Origin of the sequence: Rhodobaculum claviforme (assembly GCF_016653255.1) — a bacterium.
Classification (GTDB): Bacteria; Pseudomonadota; Alphaproteobacteria; order Rhodobacterales; family Rhodobacteraceae; genus Rhodobaculum; species Rhodobaculum claviforme.
The window spans coordinates 1-19,821 of sequence record NZ_NHSD01000186.1; the positions used below are offsets into that span (position 1 = coordinate 1).

Consider the following 19,821-nt stretch of genomic DNA (forward strand, 5'->3'; position numbering starts at 1 on the left):
GGACGCAGGGTGTCCGAGGTTGGGGCAAGGGGGAATGGGTCAGAGTGCCGCGAGGATGTCGCGCGCACGGGTACAGTCGGCCGCCATCTGCGCCACCAGCGCCGGAAGGCCATCGAACCGGATCTCGGGGCGCAGGAACGCCACCAGTCCCACCGACAGCTCGGTGCCATAGAGGTCGCCGGCGAAATCGAACAGGAAGGTCTCGATCGACGGCAGCGGGGTTTCGAACATCGGCCGGATGCCCAGCGACGCGGCGCCGTGCCAGCTGCCGCGGTGCGGGCCCTCCAGCACCTCCACCAGCACGGCATAGACGCCAAAGCGCGGCGGGTGCAGACCGTCCATCCCCATGTTGGCGGTGGGATAGCCCAGATCGCGGCCGCGCTTGTCGCCATGGCGCACGCGGCCTTCGATCCGGTGCCAGTGGCCCAGCATGTCCGCGGCGTCGCGCGGGCGCCCCTCGCTCAGCGCGTCGCGGATCGCGGTCGAGGACACCCGCCCCCCCGCGCCCGCCACCACATCGGCAATGGTCACGCCGAACCCCATCCGGGCGCCGAACGCCCGCAGATCCGCCGCGGTGCCGGTGCGGCCCTTGCCGAAGCAGAAGTCCGGCCCGACCACCACATGGCGCACACCGAGGCCCTCGGTCAGCACCTCGCGGGCAAACGCCTCGGCGCTCAGCTCCGACAGGCGGGGATCGAAGGGGAGTTCATAGAGCCGCTCCACCCCCAGCTTTTCAAGCCGGTGGGCGCGGGCCTCGGCGTTCATCAGGCGGAACGGGGGGGCGTCGGGGCGAAACACCTGTCGCGGATGCGGCTCGAACGTCAGCACGCCCAGCGGCGCGCCGGGCGCGGCCGCGCGCGCCTGCTCGATCACCCCACGGTGACCCAGGTGCACGCCGTCGAAATTGCCGATGGCAAGCGTGGCGCCGCGATCGGCGGTCGCCAGCCCGGTCCAGCCCTTGAGCGTTCGCATCGTCCCCCTCGGGCGGGGGCGCGGCCCGCCGGATCAGTCGAACTTGCGGCTCGGCGCCAGAACCACCGCCTCGCCCTTCAGGACGACCGTATCGCCCACGCTACAGCGGGTTTCAAGGGTGACCCGGCGCTTGGCGTGGTTGATCTCGGTCACCGTGACGGTCGCGAGCACCGTGTCGCCCGGCCGCACCGGCGCCATGAACTTCAGCGACTGGCCCATGTACACCGTGCCATGGCCCGGCAACTGCTCTCCGATCACCGCCGAGATCAGCCCGGCCGTCAGCATCCCGTGGGCGATCCGCCCCTCGAAGATCGTGTCGCGGGCATAGTCGTCGTCGAGGTGCACCGGATTGCGGTCGGTCGACACCTCGGCGAACAGCTCGATATCGCGGTCGGTGACCTGCTTGCGCAGATGACGCGACATGCCGATCTCGATATCCTCGATGCAGATGGTACCACGCGGCAGGTTGTCGGTCATCGCGGCATCCAGCATGGGCTCTCCCCCGGGTTCATGTTGCATCGCAGCATAGGCGAGACCGAGGCGCGGGGCAAGATCGAAGCGCAACTATTTTGCCGTACTGACTCCCGTACGGCAACTTTGTTGCCCGGGGCTGTGCGCCGGGCCGCTCAGCCCTGCGGCGCGCTCATCCCTCCGTCCATGCCCCGGGTGGCCCAGCCGGTCATGCGCCGCTCCACGATGTTGGCGACGATGTACATCGCCACCCCCATCAGCGCGGTGACCAGCAGGCCCGCGAACACCAGCGGCACGTCGAACCGCGAGGACGCCACCATCATCAGATGCCCGATGCCCTTGTTGGAGGCCACCGTCTCGGCGATGATGGACCCGACGAAGGCCACCGTGATCGCCACCTTCAGCGACGCGAAGAAGTACGGCATCGCACGCGGCAACCCGACCTTCAGGATGATGTCGCGGCGCCGGGCGCCCAGCGCGCGCAGCACGTCGCGCAATTCGGGTTCCACCGTGGCGATGCCGGTGGCGACGTTCACCAGGATCGGAAAGAACGAGATCAGGAACGCGGTGATGATCGCCGGCACCGTGCCGATGCCGAACCATATCACCAGAATCGGCACCACCGCCACCTTGGGGATGGAGTTGAAGCCGATCAGCACCGGATAAAGCCCGTTGTAGATCAGAGACGACGACCCGATCAGCACCCCCGTCACCAGCCCGAACACGATGGCGATGCCGAAGCCCACGGCGGTGGTGAACAGCGTCTGCCATGCGTTGTCGAGGATCGGCACCCGCCATTTCCACATCGATTCGAAGATCACCGACGGGGCCGGCAGCACGAACTGCGGTACCGAAAACGCCCGTACGCCGACCTCCCACACCAGAAACAGCCCGATCACCACCAGCCAGGGCAGCGCGCGCTCCAGGTTTCGGCGCGACGCGAGCCACGGCTTGCGCGTCGGGGCCGCAGCGGGGCGCGCGGAGGCGGCGGAGCGGGCGACGGTGGTGTCGGTCATGGCGGGCCTTTCGGGCGGGGCGGATCAGGCGGCGGCGCGGGCGTGACTGATGTGCTCGCGCAGCTCCTGGGTGATGGCGGTGAAGGACGCGGTGTAGGTCCCCTCCAGCGTGCGGGGGCGCGCCAGATCGACGGTGCGGGCATGCACCATGCGGCCGGGGCGCGCGCTCATGACATGGACGCGGTCGGCCAGGTACACCGCCTCGCGCAGGTCGTGGGTGACCAGGATCACCGTGGGGCGCTTGGTCATCCACAGATCCTGCATGACGCCCCACAGCTCCTCCCGGGTGAACATGTCGAGCGCGCCGAACGGCTCGTCCAGGATCAGAAGCTCCGGCTCGTGGATCAGCGCGCGGCACAGCGAGGCGCGCTGCTGCATCCCCCCCGAGAGCTGCCAGGGGAATTTCTGCTCGAACCCCGCCAGCCCGACCAGCTTGAGCAGGTCGCGGGCCCGCGCCTCGTACTCGGCGCGGTGGCGGCGCAGACGGCCGCGGTGGGGCTGCACGATCTCCAGCGGCAGCATCACGTTGTCCAGCGTGGTGCGCCACGGCAGCAGGGTGGCGTTCTGGAACGCCATCCCCACGATCTCCAGCGGGCGGGCGACCTCGCGGCCGGCCACGATCACGGTACCGGCGTTGACCGGCCACAGGCCCGACAGCGCCTTCATCAGCGTGGACTTGCCGCAGCCCGACGGGCCGACGACGGCCACGAACTCGCCGCGGGCGACGCGCAGGGTGGCGCCCTCCAGCGCGACGGTCCCGGTGTCCTCGCCGCCATAGCGCAGGGTGATGTTGTCAAGCTCGACGAAGTGGGACATCGCGCGTGCCTTTGCGGGCTGGGGTCACTCGGACAGGAGCATCCGGTCTTCGGCCGGCGGCAGGAACGAGGCGTCGAAGATGTCCTCGGCCCGCAGCGTGTTTTCCAGCCCGTAGGCGTCCTCGACCGAGGCGATGGAGCGTTGCAGGAAGTCCATGTCCACCGTCGAGATCCCCTCGGCGACCACCAGATCGGTGCGCAGCATGTCGTCGATGGTGATCTGCCAGCGCTCCCGCTCCACCACCGGGTCGGTCAGCGATTCATGCGCGACCAGCGCGGCGATCGCGCCGTCGGGGTCGGCATCGGCCAGCTGCACGCCGCGGATCATGCAGCGGGTGACGGTCGCGACGACCTCGGGGTTGGCCTCGGCAAAGGCGCGGGTGGTCAGCACCGAGGTGGACACCAGCTCCGCGCCATAGTCGGCATAGTAGAAGATCCGCAGATCGTCGCGCCCCAGGCCCAGCGCCTCCAGCGAGGGCACCGAGGAGGTGACGAAGCCGGTGATCCCGTCGACCTCGCCGCGCACCAGCATCGGCTCGCGCAGCTCGGGCGAGACCGACATCCAGTTGACCGTGGTGTGGTCGAAGCCCGCCGCCGCGCCGAACACCGGGAACAGCTGCCGACCGGCATCGAAATCGGGCGCGGCCAGCGTGCGCCCCTCCAGGTCGGCGGGCGTCTCGATCCCGCTGTCGGCGCGCACCACCGCGACCATCGGGGTGCCGGCGAACAGGATCGCGGTGGCGATGACGTCGCTGTCGGGGTTTTCGGCGCGGAACCGGATGGTGGGGTTCAGATCGCCCAGACCCATCTGATAGGTCCCGGTGGCCAGTTCGACCGGCGTGCGGCCCGACCCGAAGCCGCGGTCCAGGGTGATGTTGACGCCGCCGTCGGCAAAGCAGCCCTCGTTGCGCGCCATCAGGGCAAAGGCCTGCGGTCCCTGCCAGGCCCAGTCCATGATGAAGCTGACATTCGTCTGCGCGGCAACCGGCGCGGCGAGGATCGCTGCGGCCCCGGCAAGGGCGGAAAGGCGGATCATGCGGTGTTCTCCAGAGGGATCGCGGCTGTGATGACGGTTGGTGAAAAGCGTTCCGAGACGGACGCACGGCTGTCAACCGCACAGGCCCGGGTGGCGCATTCTGGCTTGGCGGCGCCCACGTCGCAAGCATCTTGCGAGGCAAACGCCCGGAAATGCGGCAGGCGCCGGGGTCAGCCCGTGCGCAGGCCGTATCCGGCAAAGGCGCGGGCGGCCTCCGCCACCTGCGCCTGCGACAGCGCGACGGCACCGCCCAGCGCCTCGGCATGGAAGGCCTGGTGGGCCAGCGCCTCCAGCTCGGCCGCCAGCCACAGCGCACGCGCCAGCGTGGGCGCAGCCGTCAGCATGCCGTGGTTGGCCATCAGACAGCCGAAACGCCCCTCCATCGCCGCCACCACATGCGCCGACAGCTCGGCCGTGCCGAAGCGGGCATAGTCGGCCACGCGGATATCCGCCCCTCCAAACGCCGCGATCATGTAGTGCACCGCCGGGATCGGCCGCCGCGCCACCGCCAGCACCGTGCACCACGGCGCGTGGGTGTGCACAACCGCACCCAGATCGGGGCGTGCGGCCAGCAGGTCGCGGTGAAAGCGCCACTCGGTCGAGGGTTTCAGCGGCCCGTCCCAGCCGTCGCCATCCGGACCCATCCGCGCGATCAGCTCGGGCGTCAGCTCGGCCGGCGGCACCGCCGAGGGGGTGATCAGCATGCCATCCCCGAACCGCACCGACAGGTTGCCCGAGGCGCCCCGGTTCAACCCCGCCCGGTCCAGCGTGCGCGCCCCGGCCACCAGCGCGGCGCGGGCCGCGCCCTCGTCGGTTGCCCCCGCTTCGGTGCCCCCCGTTTCGGTGGCGGCGGTCATGCGGCGCGGACCCGGTCGGGGAACAGGGCGGCGAGACCGGCCTCGGTCGCGGGGCACAGCCCGCGTTCGGTGATCAGCCCGGTGACCAGCCGCGCGGGCGTCACGTCGAAGGCGGGGTTGGCCGCGGGGGTGGCCTCGGGCGCGATGCGGATGCGCGTGGGACCGTCGGGGCCGAGGCCATCGAGATGCGTGACCTCCTCGGCGCCGCGCTCCTCGATCTCGATCTCGCGCAGGCCGTCGCGCAGGGTCCAGTCGATGGTGGGCGACGGCAACGCGACGTGGAACGGCACGCCATTCTCATGGGCGGCCAGCGCCTTGAGGTAGGTGCCGATCTTGTTGCACACATCGCCGGTGGCGGTGGTGCGGTCGGTGCCGGTGATGACGATGTCGACCTGCCCGCGCTGCATCAGATGGCCGCCGGCGTTGTCGACCACCAGCGTATGGGGGATGCCCGCGCCCGCCAGCTCCCACGCCGTCAGATGGGCGCCCTGGTTGCGGGGGCGGGTCTCATCGACCCAGACGTGGATATCCAGGCCTTCCTCGGCGGCGCGATAGATCGGCGCCGTCGCGGTGCCCCAGTCGACGGTCGCCAGCCAGCCCGCGTTGCAATGCGTCAGCACGTTGACCCGGCCCTTGCGGGCGGCGATCTCGCGCAGAAGGCCGAGGCCATGATCGCCGATGGCGCGGTTGATCGCCACGTCCTCGTCGCACAGCGCGCGGGCGCGGGCGCGGGCCGCGTCGCGCCGGTCGCCGGGCGCCAGCGGCGCCAGATACGCGCGCATGTCATCGAGCGCCCACATCAGGTTGACGGCGGTCGGCCGGGTGGCCCGCAGCACCGCGCAGGCCTCCTCCAGCCCCGCATCGCTGGGATCGCGCGCCATGTGCAGCGCCACCCCATGCGCCGCGGTGGCCCCGATCAGCGGCGCACCCCGCACCCACATGTCGCGGATCGCCACGGCGGCATCGTGCAGGCTCGCAAGCGCGACCACCGTGAAGTCATGCGGCAGGCGGCGCTGGTCGATGATCGCGACCGTCTCTCCCGCCTCCCAGATCGTGCGGTAATGCGTGCCTGCGACCTTCATGCCGTCCTCCGATGTGCAAACTGCGCCGACGTGATACCTCCGAACGCGCATCCCCTCCAAGGGGGCACGGGGCCGCGGAAGGCGTGACATCCCCCCCGGCACCGCCTATAAGCGGACGACATACGCTGAGAGAAGGACGGACATGGCCGAGGCAGCACACGTGCCGGAGGAATACGGCGCGGAGTCCATCAAGGTTCTCAAGGGGCTGGACGCGGTCCGCAAGCGCCCGGGCATGTATATCGGCGACACCGACGATGGCTCGGGCCTGCACCATATGGTCTATGAGTGCGTGGACAACGGCATCGACGAGGCCCTGGCCGGCCACGCCACCGCCGTGACGGTGACGCTGTACGCCGACGGATCGGTGTCGGTGTCCGACAACGGCCGCGGCATCCCCACCGAGATCCACACCGGCGAAGGCATCAGCGCGGCCGAGGTCATCATGACCCAGCTGCACGCCGGGGGTAAGTTCGACCAGAACTCCTACAAGGTCTCGGGCGGCCTGCACGGGGTCGGCGTGTCGGTCGTGAACGCGCTGTCGGACTGGCTGGAGCTGCGGATCTGGCGCGGCGGCAAGGCGCACTTTGCCCGGTTCGAGCGTGGCGACACCGTGGAGCCGCTGCGCGTGACCGGCGACGCCGAGGGCCGGCGTGGGAGCGAGGTGCGCTTCCTCGCGTCGCTGACCACCTTCTCCAACCTCGACTACAGCTTCAAGATCCTGGAAAACCGGCTGCGGGAGCTGGCGTTCCTCAACTCCGGCGTGCGGATCCTGCTGCGCGACGAACGCCCCGCCGAGCCGCTGGAAAGCGCGCTGTTCTATGAAGGCGGCGTGCGGGAATTCGTGCGCTACCTCGACCGCAACAAGCACCCGCTGATCCCCGAGCCCGTCTTCATCACCGGCGAGCGCGACGGCATCGGCGTCGAGGTCGCGATGTGGTGGAACGACAGCTACCACGAAACCGTGCTGCCCTTCACCAACAACATCCCCCAGCGCGACGGCGGCACCCACATGGCGGGCTTCCGTGGCGCGCTGACCCGCACGCTGACCCGCTATGCCCAGGAAAGCGGGATCGCCAAGCGCGAAAAGATCTCCTTCACCGGCGACGACGCCCGCGAGGGGCTGACCTGCGTGCTGTCGGTCAAGGTGCCGGACCCGAAATTCTCCAGCCAGACCAAGGACAAGCTCGTGTCCTCCGAGGTCCGCCCGGCGGTGGAGGGGCTGGTGTCCGAGCGCCTGTCGGAGTGGTTCGAGGAGAACCCCCAGCACGCCCGCGCCATCACCGGCAAGATCGTGGAGGCGGCCCTTGCGCGCGAGGCCGCCCGCAAGGCGCGCGAGCTGACCCGGCGCAAGACTGCGATGGACGTGGCCTCCCTGCCGGGCAAGCTGGCCGATTGCCAGGAGAAGGACCCCGCCCTGTCGGAGCTGTTCATCGTCGAGGGTGACAGCGCCGGTGGCTCGGCCAAGCAGGGGCGGAGCCGCCAGAACCAGGCCGTGCTGCCGCTGCGGGGCAAGATCCTCAACGTGGAGCGCGCGCGCTTCGACCGGATGCTGACCAGCCAGGAGATCGGCACGCTGATCACCGCGCTCGGCACCGGCATCGGGCGCGACGAGTTCGACCTCGGGAAACTGCGCTACCACCGCATCATCATCATGACCGACGCGGACGTGGACGGCGCGCATATCCGCACGCTGCTTCTGACGTTCTTCTTCCGCCAGATGCCGTCGCTGATCGAGGGCGGACACCTCTATATCGCCGAGCCGCCGCTCTACAAGGTCGCGCGGGGGCGCTCGGAGGTGTACCTCAAGGACCAGTCGGCGCTGGAGGATTACCTGATCGCGCAGGGGCTGGAGGGCGCCACCCTGCGGCTCGGCTCGGGCGAGGAGATCGCCGGCCCCGACCTGATCCGCGTGGTGGACGAGGCGCGCGCGGTCAAGCGCACGCTGGGCGCGTTCCCGACGCATTACCCCGCGCATATCCTCGAACAGGCGACCATCGCGGGCGCGCTGCAACCCGGTGCGCTGGATGACGACCCCGACGGGATCGCGGCGGCGGTGGCCGGGCGGCTCGACCTGATCGCGCTGGAATACGAGCGCGGCTGGGAAGGGCAGCAGACCGACGACCACGGGCTGCGGCTGTCGCGCGTGCTGCGCGGGGTGGAGGAGGTGCGCACCCTCGACGGCGCGATCCTGCGCTCGCCCGAGGCGCGGCGGCTGAGCGGCCACACCACCGGCCTGCGGGAGGTGTACGGCCGCGTCGCCACCCTGATGCGCAAGGACCGCAGCCAGCTGGTGCACGGCCCGCTGGAGCTGTTGCAGGCGATCCTGACCGAGGGCGAGAAGGGCCTGTCGCTGCAGCGCTACAAGGGTCTGGGCGAGATGAACCCCGGCCAGCTGTGGGAAACCACGCTGGACCCCGACGCGCGCACGCTGTTGCAGGTCCGCATCCCCGACGTGGCCGAGGCGGACGATCTGTTCACCAAGCTGATGGGCGACGTGGTGGAACCCCGGCGCGAGTTCATCCAGAAAAACGCACTCAGCGTGGAGAACCTGGACACCTGAGGCCCCCGGCGGGGGGCCTCAGCGCCGCCCCCTCAGGCCGAGCGGGCCCAGTCCCAGTACATTTCGCGCACGCGGCGGGTGACGGGGCCGATCTGATACGCGGTCTCGTCGAAGGCGGTGACCGGCGTGACCTTGGACAGGTTGCCGGACAGGAACACCTCGTCGGCGGTGCGGACGTCCTCGAACGACAGCACGGTCTCGTGCACGCGCACGCCGTCGGCGCGCAGGTTCGCAATGTGGCGCGCGCGGGTGATGCCGGCCAGGAAGGTGCCGTTGGGGATCGGGGTGAACACCTCGCCGTCGCGGACGATGAAGACGTTGGCGGTGGCGCTTTCGGCCACGTTGCCCATCACATCGGCCACCAGCGCGTTGCCGAAGCCCTTGGCGCGCGCCTCGGCCAGCATGCGGGCGTTGTTGGGATAGAGGCACCCGGCCTTGGCGTTGCACACCGCGCTGTCCAGCGTGGGGCGGCGGAACCGCGTCGTCGTCAGCGTGGTCGACGCCTGCGGGTCGGGCATCGCGATCTCCTCCAGGCTGATCGCAAAGCCGGTGGCGTCGGGGCCGACCTTCGGCACGATCCCCATGAAATCGCCGTGCAGAGCCCAGTACATCGGGCGGATATAGAGCGGTGTCCCGTCGGGATACCGGCGCACCCCCTCCCACACGATCGCGGCCATGGTGGCGGGGTCCACGGTGGGCGCGATCATCAGCGCCTCGGCCGAGCGGTTGACCCGCGCGCAGTGCAGGTCAAGGTCCGGCGCCAGCCCGTCCACCGCCCGCGCCCCGTCGAACACCGTCGTCCCCAGCCAGCTGCCGTGGTCGCCCGCCCGCATCACCGGCACGTCGCCGTCGTGCCAGCGCCCGTCAAACCAGGTCCTGAGGTTCGTTCCCGTGGCCATGCCCTGCCCCTTGTGTTGTTCGCCGCCCGTTTAAGCAGCTTGGTCCGATGGGGTCCAGACGGGCCGCCGCGCTTGCCCGAATCCTCCGGCTGGGGCAGGGTTTCCCGACGGGGACCTGAACGGGGGGCCGAGATGGCATCGCATGATCCGATCCGGCGCAAGCTTTTGCTGACAGGGGGCGCCTTTGTCGCGACCGCCGCCGCCCTGCCGGCCGGCGCCCAGCCCTTCACCGGCGAGATCGAGGCCGAGGCGCCGATCGCCACCGTCCGGCGCAACATCCAGTCCTTCCGCTCCGTGCGCTGGCAGGAGCACTTCAGCACCCTGCGCAACGGAGCGATGCTGGCCGATGTCTCCAGCCGGGCGCTGCACTTCTGGTCCGAGGACGGCGAGACCTATCGCTGCTACCCCTGCTCGGTCCCCATGACCGAGGAATTCACCCGCCGCGGCCGCACCAGCGTCGTGGAAAAACGCCCCGCGCCGACATGGATCCCGACCCCCAACATGCGCCGACGCGATCCCACCCTGCCGGCCATCGTGCACCCCGGCCCCGACAACCCGCTGGGAACGCGGGCGATGAACCTCGGCTGGACCTACTATCGCATCCACGGCATCGACAACCCGGCCAAGATCGGGCGCCGCGCCTCCAACGGCTGTTTTGGGCTGTTCAACCACCATGTGGAGGAAGTGTACGAGTGGGTGCGCATCGGCACGCAGGTGGTGGTGATCTGAGCGCCGCAACCGCACGTCGCGGCGCCGTGCGCCTGTCCGGAGAGATGCGATGCACCACGGCGCAGGAGGCCGCGGCCATCGCACGCCATCTGGCGGCGCATGTGGCATTGAGCCGGGCGGAACCGGGCTGCCTGTCCTTCGAGGTCTGGCAGACCGACGACCCGCTGGTCTGGCGGGTGGAGGAACGGTTCGCAAGCCGTGCCGCCTTCGACGCCCACCAGCGGCGCACCCGCGCATCCCCCTGGTGGGCCGCCACGGCGGTGATCCCGCGGTGCTACACCATCACCGACGGTTGACGCGGATGATCAGCGGCGGCGCGACCGGACCATGCCGACGATGTCATAGACCTGTTCGAGGATGGGATGGGCGATGGCGTCGGCACGTTCGGCGCCCGCGCCCAGGGTGCGGTCGATCTCGGCGGGATCGGCCATCAGGCGGTGCATCTCGGCCGTGATGGGGCCAAGCTGCGCCACCGCCAGATCCGCCAGCGCGGGCTTGAAGGTGCCGAAGCCCTGGCCCGCGAACTCCGCCAGAACGGCGGCCGGGGTGGTGCCCGCGAGGGCTGCATAGATGTTGACCAGGTTCGCGGCCTCGGCCCGGCCCGCCAGCCCCTCGGGCGTCTCGGGCAGGGGGTCGGGATCGGTGCGGGCCTTGCGGAACTTGGTGGCGATGGCGTCGGCGTTGTCGGTCAGGTTGATCCGGCTCATGTCCGAGGGATCGGACTTGGACATCTTCCTCGTGCCGTCGCGCAGGGACATCACGCGGGTGGCCACCCCCTCGATCACCGGCTCCACGACGGGAAAGAAGTCCACGCCATAGTCATGGTTGAACTTGATCGCCACGTCGCGGGTCAGCTCCAGATGCTGCTTCTGGTCCTCGCCCACCGGAACATGGGTGGCGTGATAGGCCATGATGTCCGCCGCCATCAGCGAGGGATAGACATACAGCCCCGCCGACGCCGCCTCGCGGTTCTTGCCGGCCTTGTCCTTGAACTGGGTCATCCGGTTCAGCCAGCCGATGCGGGTGACGCAGTTGAAGATCCACGCAAGCTCGGCATGCGCCGTCACCTGGCTCTGGTTGAACAGGATCGAGCGGGCCGGGTCGATCCCGGCGGCGATGAAGCCGGCGGCGGCCTCGCGCGTGGCGTGGCGCAGCCGGGCGGGGTCCTGCCAGACGGTGATCGCATGCAGGTCCACGAGGCAGTAGACCGTCTCGATCCCCTCGTCCTGTTTCTCCACGAAGCGCTTGAGCGCCCCGAGGTAGTTCCCCAGCGTCAGCCCTCCCGACGGCTGGATGCCGGAAAAGATACGCGGAGCGAATCTGGCAGCCTGCGGCGCGACGCTGTCGGACATGGAGATGACCTTTCCCTCGACGATCCCGGCCTTGCGCCTAGACCCGCGCCACGGCACCGTCAACCGGATGCACCCCGCAGCCACCGCCGCGGCGGGCACCGCCCATCCTGTCGGCGTCTTCGCCACATGCGCCCTGACAAGGCGCCGCGCGCATTGAGGGCCCACGCCCGCACTCCGTACCAAGGCCCGGGCAGCATCATCACACCGTGAGGTACAATGGACCCTGTGGACACCGCCCGTCGCGCAGTCCCTGACCGGCACCTCCGCGCGCCCCTGGCCGGACCGGTTCCACGTCGGTTCCTGATCGGTGCCGCGCTGGTGTGGCTGGCCATGACCCCTGCGCTTTTGCTGTTCTACGCCACGATCACACCGAACCCGGATCAGGCGCTCTTCGACTATATCGGCTGGATCAGTTGGCAGGGGGGCAGCTATTATGCCGATGCCTTCGAGATCAACTGGCCTGCGGTCTTCCTCGTGCACGAGCTTGGCCAGCGGCTGTTCGGGGCGGTACCCTGGGCCTTTCGGGTGTTTGATTACCTTGTTCTCCTGGGGGTGTGCGCCGGGGTTGCGTGGTTCCTGGTGCAAGCCGGTCTTGCACGCGCGGCGGTTCTGTTCGCGCTGATCTATCCCCCTCTCTATGTCACTGCGGGCGGCTGGATGAGCGGGCAACGCGACATCATGGTCGGCGGGCTGGCGTTCATCGCCCTGGCGCTGGCGCTGCCACGGGGCCGGGGGGACGGGATTGCGCTGGTTGCTGCGGGCGCTATGCTGGGGCTGATCGTGCTGATCCGGCCGACATGGCTTGCGCTGCTGGCTCTGCTGTTGGTGGCCGAGGTGATCGGGGCGGCCCGCCCGTCGATCCGGCGCGGGCCTGCGGTGGCGGCGCTGGCCGGTGGCGCGGTGGCGGTCATCGCGGGCGCCGTGGGGCTGGGCGCTGCCTCGGGGACATTGCGCGACTGGTGGGAACAGGCGGTGCTGTTCGTCATTCTCGACTATCGCGGCACGTCCCCCCGGCTCGAACTTCTCGGAACCCTTTCGGAGGTGTTTCTGAGCTGGTGGCACTGGCCCGTGGCGCTGGGGCTGGCGGGCGTCGTGCTGTGGGGCGCTTCGTGGTCGCGGATCGATGCCATCAGCCGCCGGGCCCTGCTGCTGACGCTGGGCGTGTTGGGGGTCGTGCTGCTGTCCTACGGGGTGATGAACAAGGGGTTCCAGTATCACCTCGGGGGGGCGCTGCCGGTGTTCGTTGTGTGGATGTGCGTGCTTCTCGACCGTACCTGGAGCGCCGCCGAGGGTGGCCACCCCCGGAGGATGACGGCGGCGCGCGGGCTGCTGGCGGGGTGTGCGGTGCTGATCGTGGCCGGTCTCGGCTCGAAGTTCGCGGGGTTTTCCCCTCGGTCCGTGGATGGGCACACCATCGGGGCCCAGGGCATCGACGCGGGCGTCGCGCTGCCGCTGAACCAGGACGCGCGGATGGCGCTTGTGGACTGGATCAGGGCGGAAACCGATCCGCAGGACCGGATATTCCAGTGGGGCTGGAACTATCAGATCGTCCAACTGGCAGAGCGTCTGCCCAGCACGCGCTTCATCACCACGCCCGTGATCGCGGGGCTGAACCCGCGCATGCCGTTCCATGACGACTGGGTCGAAGAAGCCGCTGCCGATTTCGCAAACCACCCCCCGGCGGTGGCGTTGCTGGAGCGCGCCGCCGTGCGCACCCACACCCTGCCGCTGGAGACGCATGCCAATGCGCCGATCCTGCTGCAACTCTATGTGGATCGGCTGAACGCCGGGGACTACGACATCGCCTTCACCTTCGACGACCTTCTGGTGCTGCGGCACAGACCCTGAGGGGCCGAGCCCTCAGCCGGGGCTGAGGCCACGCATCCGTTCGGAGCGGCGGCGCAGAAGCTCCACCGTGGTCAGCAGCGCGATCGACACCAGCACCAGGATCGAGGCCACCGCCAGGATCGTCGGGCTGATCTGTTCGCGGATGCCCGACCACATCTCGCGCGGGATGGTGCGCTGCTCGACGCCGGCGACGAACAGGACGATCACGATCTCGTCGAACGAGGTGATGAAGGCGAACAGCGCGCCGGAAATCACGCCCGGCAGGATCAGCGGCATGGTGATCTTGAAGAACGTCCGCGTGGGCGAGGCCCCGAGGTTCGCCGCCGCCCGCGTCAGCGAATGGTCGAACCCCACCAGCGTCGCCGTCACGGTGATGACCACGAACGGCACCCCCAGCGCGGTGTGCGCCAGGATCACGCCGGTGAAGGTCTGCGCGATATTGATGGACGAGAAGAAGAAGAACATCCCCGCCGCCGAGATGATCAGCGGGACGATCATCGGCGAGATCAGGATGCCCATGATCAGCCCCTTGAACGGCATCTGCGACCGGCTGAGGCCAAGAGCCGCCAGCGTGCCCAGCGTCGTGGCCAGGATCGTCGCGGCAATGCCGATCAGGAACGAGTTGCGGATCGACCGCATCCAGCTGTCCGACCCGAACAGATCCTGATACCACCGCAGGCTCCAGCCGTCGGGGTTCAGCGTCAGCATCTCGCGCGTGAAGGTGAAGAACGGCTGCGCGTTGAAGCTGAGCGGGATCATGATCAGGATCGGCGCCAGCAGGAAGAAGAAGATGGCAAAGCAGATCACCCGGAAGGTGTAGAACCAGATCCGCTCGCCCGTCGTGGCATAGGGGGGAAGGGTACGCATCGCCGTCTCCTCAGCCGAGCTTGAGCGTGTCGGCGCCCACCAGCTTGTTGTAGGCCCAGTACAGGATCAGCACGCCCACCAGCAGCATGGTGCCCAGCGCGGCCGCGAGCCCCCAGTTCAGCGATTGCTGCATGTGGCGCGCGATCTCGTTGGAGATCATGCGGCCCGACTGCCCGCCCACCAGCGCCGGCGTGATGTAGTAGCCGATCGAGATGATGAACACGAGCACCGCGCCCGCGCCGATCCCCGGCAGCGTCTGCGGGAAATACACCCGGCGGAAGGCGGTGGTGGGCGTGGCCCCCAGCGATTTCGCCGCGCGCATGTAGGACGGCGGGATGGTGCGCATCACCGAATAGAGCGGCAGCACCATGAACGGCAGCAGGATATGCGTCATCGCGATGATGGTGCCGGTCATGTTGTAGATCAGGCTGAGGCGCCCGTCGTCGCCGATGATCCCCACACTCACCAGCAGCGTGTTGATCACGCCCTGCTGCTGCAACAGCACGATCCACGCCGTCGTGCGCACCAGAAGCGACGTCCAGAACGGCAGCAGCACGCAGATCATCAGCAGGTTGGCCTGCCGCATGGGCAGGATCGACATGTAATAGGCGATGGGAAAGCCCAGAAGGAACGTCAGGAAGGTGATGCCCAGCGACAGCGCCAGCGTGCGGCCGTAAAGCGAGACATAGATCCGCCGGTTCTCGTCGCGCTGGACGATGTTGCCATCGGCATCGTATTCCCGGTCCAGCGCCGCGACATAATAGGCGGCGGTCAACGGACGCCCCTCGCGCTGGATCACGCGCCACAGCGCAGGGTCGCCCCACAGCCGGTGCGCATCCAGGAACGCCTCGCGGAAGGGCGCCTCGAAGGTGTCGACGTTGCGGCCGGTGCGCGAGATCGCCCCGCGCGCCGCGCTCAGCTCATAGTTGAGGCGGATGCCCAGCGGCCCCATCGCCTGCTCGCGGCGCGGACGATCCTGATCGGCCATGTAGTCGGCATGCAGCGCCGCGAACACGGCCTCGCCCGGCACGTCCTGACCGTCCCAGCCACGCAACGCCTGCAGGGTGTTCGGCAGTGCGTTGACCACCTGCGGGTTGTCCACGCTGCGCCACATCATCTGTCCGATGGGAAAGATGAACACCGTCAGCAGAAAGATCAGCAGCGGCGCCACCAGGCCAAAGGCCGCGAGCACCCGTCTGCGTTCGGCCCGTTGCAGCGCGCGCTTGAGCGGGGTCCCGTCCGCGGTGACGAGCTTTCTTCGCGGCTCGTGCTCCGATGCGGTGGGAATGCCTCCGGCGTCGGCCTGTGCCATGCGTGTCTCTCCCTGCGGGCGCCGCCCTTCGATGGGGCGGTCTGGCCTGTGGGCGGGGGCGCGGATCGCGCGCCCCCGCCGGGCTGCTTACTGCAGCATCCAGTTGGCAAACCGCTCGCGCAGCTCGTCGCCGTAGTCGGTCCAGAAGTCGTTATCCAGAACGATGGGCGAGAAGTAGTTGTCCGGATTGGTCGGCATGTGCGGGATCATGTCGATGCCCAGATCGGCATGCGTGGACACCAACGGCGCCGAGGACGCCCGCGCCGGCCCGTACGAGATGAACTTGGCCTGATCCGCCAGCCGCTGGGTGTCGGTGGCGAAGTACAGGTACTCCATCACCGCATCCACGTTCGGGCCGTCGGCGGGCACGACCCAGCCGTCCCATTCCACGATCTGGCCGTCCCAGATGATCTCGAAGGGCTGGCCCTCCACCTCGGAGGCGTCGAAGATGCGGCCGTTGTAGCCGGTGGCGAACGCCACTTCCTGGTCGGCCAGCAGCTGCGGCGCCTGCGCGCCCTCGGTCCAGAACACCAGCTCGTCCTTGATCGTGTCGAGCTTGGCAAACGCACGGTCCACGCCCTCGGGGGTGGCGAGCACGTCGTAGATGTCCTCGATCGCGACGCCATCGGCATAAAGCGCCCACTCGAGGTTCGCCGCCGGACGGTCCTGGATCGCACGCCGGCCGGGAAAGCCCTCGGTGTCGAAGAAATCCGCGATGGACTGCGGCATGGCGTCTTCGGGGAACATCTCGGTGTTGAACGAGATGATGGTGGAATAGACGATCTGCGGGATGAAGCACTCGCCCAGCGACCCCGGCAGGAAGTCCTCGGAGGCCGGGGTGCCATCGGGGGCGGCGGCCAGCATCGCGTCGTGGTCGATCTGGAGGATGATGCCCTCGTCACAGGCCAGCTGGGCGTCCGACGGCAGCATGTCCACCAGGTCCCAGGTCACGTTGCCGGCCTGGCTCTGGGCGCGCAGGCTGGCCAGCGCGTTGGCCGAGCCGTCGTCGTTGATGATGGTGACGTGGGGATTCATCTCCATCCAGGGCTCGTGATAGGCGCGCACCTGGCTGGCGGTATAGGCGCCGCCCCAGGACACGATCGTCAGCCGGACCGGATCCTCGGCGGCCTGCGCGGCCCCGAGGGCGAGCAGGCTCAGGGCGCTGCCTGCCCCGATGACTTTCAGCGAACGCTGTTTCATGCTTTGGCTCCTCTGTTGCATGATATCGGACGGCATCGGACGCGCCGTCCTCGTTGCGGCACCGCGCACGGCGTGCGGGGTGCCGGATACTGTCGTGCGATCAGGATGGATCCAGCGCGCGGCAATCCTGCGTGGCCCAGCCCAGCCGCAGCGCGTCGCCCACCGACACGCGCCGGCCCTTGGCCGAATTGGGCACCTTCACGATGAATTCGTCGTTGCCTGCGACCTTGACCCGCACGCGGATGTGGTCGCCCAGATAGATCAGCTCGGCCACCTTGGCGTCGAAGGCGTTGTCGACCTCCTCCTCGGGGGCGGCGATGCGCACGCGCTCGGGGCGCAGCGACAGGGTCGTGCGGGCGCCCTCGCCCTCGACGTTGACGCGCAGGGCCTGCACCTCGGCGCCGCCATCGTCCAGCCGGACGGTGCAGATGTCGCCGTCGATCCGGGTGACGCGACCGCGCAGGGTGTTGTTTTCACCGATGAAGCCCGCGACAAAGGCGTTCTCCGGCTCTTCGTACAGCACGTCGGGCGGTGCGAGCTGCTGGATGCGGCCATCGTCGAACACCGCAACCTTGTCCGACATCGTCAGCGCCTCGGTCTGGTCGTGGGTGACATAGACCACCGTGACCCCGAGGTTCTCGTGGATGTGCTTGATCTCGTATTGCATCCGCTCGCGCAGGTTCTTGTCCAGCGCGCCCAGCGGTTCGTCCATCAGCACCAGTTCCGGCTCGAACACCAGCGCGCGCGACAGCGCGATGCGCTGCTGCTGGCCGCCCGACAGCTGCGCCGGACGGCGCCCGGCAAAGGCGCCCATCTGAACCATGTCCAGCGCGCGCTTGACCTTGGCCTCGCGCTCGGACTTGCCCATGCCGCGCACCTCGAGCGGAAAGGCCAGGTTCTCGCCCACGGTCATGTGGGGAAACAGGGCATAGTTCTGGAACACCATGCCGATGCCGCGCTTGTGCGGCGGGATGTTGTTGATCGGCTTGCCGCCCAGCAGGATGTCGCCCGAGGTCGCCGTCTCGAACCCCGCCAGCATCATCAGGCAGGTCGTCTTGCCCGAGCCCGACGGCCCGAGCATGGTCATGAACTCGCCCCGTGCGATGTCGAGGTTGAGGTCCTTCACCACCAGGCTGACGCCGTCATAGCTTTTCTGGACCCGGTCGAACCGGACAAATCCGGCATCGTCGCGCACATCGAACACGCGGCCACCCTCCTGTCATTTCCGGGCTCTTGTGTGTCCCGGTTGGCACACAGTAAACCGGAACAGGCAAAGTATTGCAACCGTGTGCACCAATTGCCCGCCCCTTGGGCAGTTGCGCCAGCGCCGCCAGACGACATCGGCCGACAAGTTTTGCACGGATTTTCGCGATCTACGGCCCTTGGATGCGCCCGAAGGCAGCACAAGACCGCTGAAGAATACAGCACGTCGGAGCCGAGCTGATCCCAGGATGAGCACCGCGGGGCGCACTGTATCCGGGCACCGCGGGGGAAAGGCACCCGCCCGTGCGCATGGACCGGCGTCCCGCCCCGGAGATGCGTGCCGTGTCTTGCGCGCCGTGATCGGGGCTGGCGCGGCAGCATCCGGGACGCGGCCATGACGTCCCCGCCATGCGCGGTGTGACCCAGAGTGACCCCAAGGGCATGGGCGCCGCCTCTCCGGCGGCACCAATTCCGGGCCGTGCAGGAAATGGGCCATTGTGCGCCACCGGGGGTGGGGATGGCCGACCCCATCCTCGCCCGCGCGCACGACGGGCCGGCCGGCCCTGCCTCGGACGGCCCACCAGAGAGGTTGTCGCCCGCCGCGCTCGGGCGCGAGGCCCCCGCCAGGACCATCCCGGGCTGCGCGCCACAGCCCGATCGAGCGCATGGAAAAGGAGGTCAGTCGGCGGACCGACCTCGTCGGGGATCGGGCATGTCTTCGAACCGGTGGCGGTCATGCCGTCCCGCTCCAACGGGACCACCGTCCTGCGCCTGACCGGCGGCGTGCCGTTGCGCAGACCGGTGAATGGCACACCCAGCGCCGCCGAGGGGTGGTCGAGGCCTTCGCCCGGATCGGCACCGCGCCGATCGCCCCATGATCGGCCTGACCACAGGGACCACCGGACCGTGCCCTCAGACCGTCCAGGAAATTTCACCGGCCCGCCGGACGTGACCTGCGACGCTCCCGATCCCGCCGCGCCGAGGATCGGCAGCGCGTGGCCGGGCAACCCGGTCCCGAGGGGCGACGTCGGACCTGCCCGTAGCCCGCCCAGCCCGGCTCGGTCGGGGCGCCCGCTCACCCGGTCCCGCCCTGCGATCCTCGCCCGGCCTGCGCCGCATGGGACCGAGGTCCGGCCCGACCCCGTTTGCACCACGGCCTTGGCGCCATCCCCGGCATAGCGCCCGAGCGATCCGGACCGGCCTCGCAGGCGCGCGCGGCCCAAGCTGTTCGGCCCTGCCAAGCGCGTGCCTGCCAGCTCCGCCGCAGCCCGGGCCGTGCGGGCCGGGACCTGCCCACGGCCCCGGTCCTGCGTCCCTTGCGCCGAATGGACACGGCGCGCCGTCATCTTCAGCGGGGCCGTGCCCCCTGGCCCGCGGCCGTCCGGCCCTCGGCCTGGGCGGGCGGTGAAAACGCCGGAACCCCGGCCAGCGCCGGGGCTCCGGTATCGTCAGAGAGGCGGGAGGGCCGGGGTCAGAACTCCGCCCACTGTCCGGCGGCGGCGGCGCGGGCCGGGGCTGTGGCCGCACGGTCGGACCTGCGCTCGGCTCCCCACTCGGCTCCCCGTTCGGGCCCTCTCTCCGTAACGCGGGGCTGGCGGTTGG

Annotated in this window: 17 protein-coding genes; 4 read left to right on the forward strand and 13 right to left on the reverse strand. The window is 69.3% G+C overall.

Annotated features, from left to right (window positions below; genetic code table 11):
* Positions 1–39 precede the first annotated feature (39 nt).
* From CCR87_RS06140 to mtnA, 7 genes are all read right to left on the reverse strand, one after another.
* Positions 40–972: a bifunctional riboflavin kinase/FAD synthetase gene (locus tag CCR87_RS06140; protein ID WP_201156679.1), complete on the reverse strand. Its 933-nt coding sequence runs from the start codon at positions 970–972 to the stop codon at positions 40–42.
* 33 nt (positions 973–1,005) lie between these two features.
* Entirely contained in the window at positions 1,006–1,449 is a 444-nt protein-coding gene (locus CCR87_RS06145; RefSeq protein ID WP_201156695.1) for a MaoC family dehydratase, read from the reverse strand.
* A 149-nt stretch (positions 1,450–1,598) separates the two neighbouring features.
* Positions 1,599–2,459 (reverse strand): ABC transporter permease, encoded by an 861-nt coding sequence (locus tag CCR87_RS06150; protein ID WP_201156680.1) that lies wholly within the window; start codon positions 2,457–2,459, stop codon positions 1,599–1,601.
* A gap of 24 nt (positions 2,460–2,483) precedes the next feature.
* The gene (locus CCR87_RS06155; RefSeq protein WP_201156681.1) at positions 2,484–3,275 is read right to left on the reverse strand and encodes an ABC transporter ATP-binding protein; all 792 of its coding nucleotides are present in this window, start codon (positions 3,273–3,275) and stop codon (positions 2,484–2,486) included.
* 24 nt (positions 3,276–3,299) lie between these two features.
* Positions 3,300–4,310, reverse strand: coding sequence for an ABC transporter substrate-binding protein (locus CCR87_RS06160; RefSeq protein ID WP_201156682.1), 1,011 nt, complete (start codon positions 4,308–4,310; stop codon positions 3,300–3,302).
* A gap of 170 nt (positions 4,311–4,480) precedes the next feature.
* Positions 4,481–5,167: a class II aldolase/adducin family protein gene (locus CCR87_RS06165; RefSeq protein ID WP_201156683.1), complete on the reverse strand. Its 687-nt coding sequence runs from the start codon at positions 5,165–5,167 to the stop codon at positions 4,481–4,483.
* The gene (gene mtnA, locus CCR87_RS06170; protein ID WP_201156684.1) at positions 5,164–6,249 is read right to left on the reverse strand and encodes an S-methyl-5-thioribose-1-phosphate isomerase; all 1,086 of its coding nucleotides are present in this window, start codon (positions 6,247–6,249) and stop codon (positions 5,164–5,166) included. The genes CCR87_RS06165 and mtnA overlap by 4 nt, the downstream gene beginning before the upstream one ends.
* Before the next feature lie 142 nt (positions 6,250–6,391).
* On the opposite strand from mtnA, the gene gyrB reads away from it, so the two are divergent.
* Positions 6,392–8,809, forward strand: a complete 2,418-nt coding sequence (gene gyrB / locus CCR87_RS06175) for a DNA topoisomerase (ATP-hydrolyzing) subunit B (RefSeq protein ID WP_201156685.1) — start codon at positions 6,392–6,394, stop codon at positions 8,807–8,809.
* A 32-nt stretch (positions 8,810–8,841) separates the two neighbouring features.
* On the opposite strand, the gene CCR87_RS06180 is transcribed toward gyrB, so the two are convergent.
* Positions 8,842–9,708 (reverse strand): branched-chain amino acid aminotransferase, encoded by an 867-nt coding sequence (locus CCR87_RS06180; protein ID WP_201156686.1) that lies wholly within the window; start codon positions 9,706–9,708, stop codon positions 8,842–8,844.
* A gap of 132 nt (positions 9,709–9,840) precedes the next feature.
* Here CCR87_RS06180 and CCR87_RS06185 point away from each other — a divergent pair, with 132 nt between their 5' ends.
* Entirely contained in the window at positions 9,841–10,437 is a 597-nt protein-coding gene (locus CCR87_RS06185) for a L,D-transpeptidase (protein ID WP_201156687.1), read from the forward strand.
* Positions 10,438–10,481: 44 nt separating this feature from the next.
* Positions 10,482–10,733, forward strand: a complete 252-nt coding sequence (locus tag CCR87_RS06190) for a putative quinol monooxygenase (RefSeq protein WP_201156688.1) — start codon at positions 10,482–10,484, stop codon at positions 10,731–10,733.
* A gap of 9 nt (positions 10,734–10,742) precedes the next feature.
* On the opposite strand, the gene trpS is transcribed toward CCR87_RS06190, so the two are convergent.
* Entirely contained in the window at positions 10,743–11,789 is a 1,047-nt protein-coding gene (trpS, locus tag CCR87_RS06195; RefSeq protein WP_201156689.1) for a tryptophan--tRNA ligase, read from the reverse strand.
* A gap of 330 nt (positions 11,790–12,119) precedes the next feature.
* Here trpS and CCR87_RS06200 point away from each other — a divergent pair, with 330 nt between their 5' ends.
* Complete coding sequence (locus tag CCR87_RS06200) at positions 12,120–13,637, forward strand: hypothetical protein (RefSeq protein ID WP_201156690.1); 1,518 nt, start codon at positions 12,120–12,122, stop codon at positions 13,635–13,637.
* 12 nt (positions 13,638–13,649) lie between these two features.
* Here CCR87_RS06200 and CCR87_RS06205 read toward each other — a convergent pair whose 3' ends face one another.
* The 4 genes from CCR87_RS06205 to CCR87_RS06220 all read right to left on the reverse strand — a co-directional run bounded on the left by CCR87_RS06205 (position 13,650) and on the right by CCR87_RS06220 (position 18,220).
* Entirely contained in the window at positions 13,650–14,504 is an 855-nt protein-coding gene (locus tag CCR87_RS06205) for an ABC transporter permease (protein WP_201156691.1), read from the reverse strand.
* Positions 14,505–14,514: 10 nt separating this feature from the next.
* Complete coding sequence (locus CCR87_RS06210) at positions 14,515–15,816, reverse strand: ABC transporter permease (RefSeq protein ID WP_201156692.1); 1,302 nt, start codon at positions 15,814–15,816, stop codon at positions 14,515–14,517.
* Positions 15,817–15,903: 87 nt separating this feature from the next.
* Positions 15,904–17,016 carry an ABC transporter substrate-binding protein gene (locus CCR87_RS06215; protein ID WP_201156693.1) on the reverse strand — a complete coding sequence of 371 codons (1,113 nt, stop codon included), beginning with the start codon at positions 17,014–17,016 and terminating at the stop codon, positions 15,904–15,906.
* Between the two features lie 100 nt (positions 17,017–17,116).
* Positions 17,117–18,220 carry a polyamine ABC transporter ATP-binding protein gene (locus CCR87_RS06220; protein WP_201156694.1) on the reverse strand — a complete coding sequence of 368 codons (1,104 nt, stop codon included), beginning with the start codon at positions 18,218–18,220 and terminating at the stop codon, positions 17,117–17,119.
* Positions 18,221–19,821: the final 1,601 nt, after the last annotated feature.